A 2,430-nucleotide genomic window follows, 5' to 3' on the forward strand; every position below is an offset into this window, starting at 1 on the left:
CTGCTGGACCGGCAGGAGGAACACGCTGTCCGTGAGCTCGTCGCCGATCCCGGTATTCCGGCGGATCACGGTGGCCAGGGATTGTTCGCGGATCACCTCCAACACCTCGGGGATCAAGGCGCCCTCGTAGTAGTAGCGGTCACCATCGCGGACACGGATGAACTGGTCGAGGAGGATGCGGTGGAAAACCGGGCCGACCATGGCCTCGGGGACGTGGGGCTCGCACAAGCCGCCGACCCACAGGTCGACATCCTGGGCGGAACGGTAGGCCGAAGCCAGGCGGCGTTGCAGCGCCCGGTCCGGGGTGATGTCGCGGAAGCTCCGTGCCGGTTTGAGACCGAGCCCGCGGCGAACCTCGTTGTAGCTCGGCAGCCCATGGTCGCGGCCGCGCTGGATGTTGAGCGCGGCAAGGTCGAATCCTCCCGCCCCCGGGGGCCCGAAGAGGAAATTGCGGACGTCATCGACCAGCATCGCATCAAGTTCCTGGCAGCGCTGGACGGCGAGGCCGCGCAACAGGCTGTCGATGCCGTGGTCGGCGATGATCGACGGGTTGAAAAACGCCTCGGCGAGCGGCAAGTCGCCGTCGTCGATGGTGACTCCGTTGGCGCCGACGCGGCGGATCACCGGTGACAACAGGCTGTGGCCCAGCCGGTAGGCCGCGGTGGCGAACTCGTTGGAGATTGTCGGGTCCACATCGTCCCTGAATCCGCGGTAGGGGGGGAGGGCGGAGGAGCCGAGCAACAAGGGCAGGAACTCCTGATAGGTGATATGCTGCATTTCCGCGCCGACGATCATGCGCGCGAACTCGTAGGTCTCGTCTTCCGCGGCGTCGGGATTGGCATCGCGGAACTCGCGGGCCCAGTGGTTGTGCTCGCGCAGGAACAAGGTGTGCATGGCGCAGAGTCCGGCCTGCTCGTTGGCGCGCACGTCGCCGGCGAGGAACCAGACGGGCGAGCTGTCCGGAGCATTGGTGTAGCCGCCGAGATTGTAAGGAAGGAGGTCGCCGTGTTCGGACGGGGTGACCTTGAGGGTGCCGGTGCCGTCCAGCATCCGCAGCGCGTAGGCCCGGGTCTCGTCGGAGCCGTAGACGTTCGAGGCGTCGATGTAGCTGGTGATCGCGTTGATTTGCTGGCGCACCCCGCCGACAGCTTCGTGGAACGAGCGGTTGAGCGGGATGGTGACCGCGCCGGTGTGATCGGGGTCGAACCATGGATCCCCGGCAGGCACCGGAATGTCGAAGGGTTCCGGGGGCTCCAGGGTCGGGGTCTCGACGAGGTCGTGGTCGATGAATTGGCCCCATTGCCAGAGGAAATCCGTGGCACCGCGCGCATTGAATACCGGTGCTTGCTGGGCGGACACCCCGTTGCTGACAGCCCGGGCGGAGGGCCGGCCGGAGCCGGCGGGTTGACCGGCTCCATCGGCATAGGCCGCGGGGAATCGACGGATCATCGGGAGTCCCGGAGTGCCGAGTCCCGGGTCCGCTTCGTGGTTTCCGCGGCCGTCGATCGACCGGAATTCCTGGGGGATCCCGACGACCTGGCCGGCGTCGCCAGACACGGGACCGGTGGATTCCCCGGAGCTTTGCTGGCGCTCCCGGGGCAGGGGAATCCCGGGGGGCAGGCGGGTGGGCTCGGCCGTCACGGGGTGGGTGGCCAGGACCCCGGTGAGCACCAGGGCGACCCGGTGCGGGTGATTCGTTTTCATGGCATTGTTTTGTGGGTTCCGCGGTCCGGGATGACCGCTTGTGGCCCATCAAGCCATGCCTCTGTCAGGGGATGATGTCGCGATTGTAGCGATTCGGTAAAACCCGGAAAAATCATCGGGTCTCCGCCAGATTCTGCCGGTCAACAACCGCAGACGAACGGGATGGACGCAGATAAAAGGCTGATTCTGTCGGTCTTGTCGCAACGTCGCCAGCGACCGGTCCTCAGGCGAGATTCCGATCCAATCCATCCCATCGATCCCGGTCCCATTTCTTCCGATCTGGGTTCATCCCGTTCATCCGTGGTTGGAGGGTTTTCGCCTCATGCACGGCAAATCTGACGGAGAGCCAGAAAACCATCGGGTCGGGCGGATGAGGATCCGAGGCACCGGGCACCCAGCCCGGCGGGGTGTGATCCCATGGCCGCGGTCATGAGCAAATGACGCGGCCATGGAACCCCACCGAGGCCGTCATGGACGGAAAGTCGATTTCCCGCTCGGGGGACCGGCCGGGGGCGGCGGGTCGTGCGGCAGCCCGAGGAGACCGGGGAGGTAGCCCCAAGCGGAGCAGACGGGATTGGAGATCCACTGCCAGGCCGGGGGATGGGAAAGGGGAGCGGGCACCTTGAAGGAGGGGTTTTCGCCGGACTCAGCCGCGGCCCGGCAGTGGTCTGCCGGGCCGGGTTGAGCGGCTCCTGTTCGATGGAACCATTTCATCGGGGGGGGGGC

At 66.4% G+C, this 2,430-nt stretch carries 1 protein-coding gene; it reads right to left on the reverse strand.

From position 1 onward, the window contains the following. A partial coding sequence (locus tag IG178_RS15925; RefSeq protein ID WP_193213561.1) for a peroxidase family protein occupies nucleotides 1-1,704 on the reverse strand: 1,704 nt, incomplete at its 3' end. Nucleotides 1,705-2,430: the final 726 nt, after the last annotated feature.

This window comes from Neoluteolibacter marinus (assembly GCF_014904755.1).
GTDB classification, from domain to species: Bacteria; Verrucomicrobiota; Verrucomicrobiia; order Verrucomicrobiales; family Akkermansiaceae; genus Haloferula; species Haloferula marina.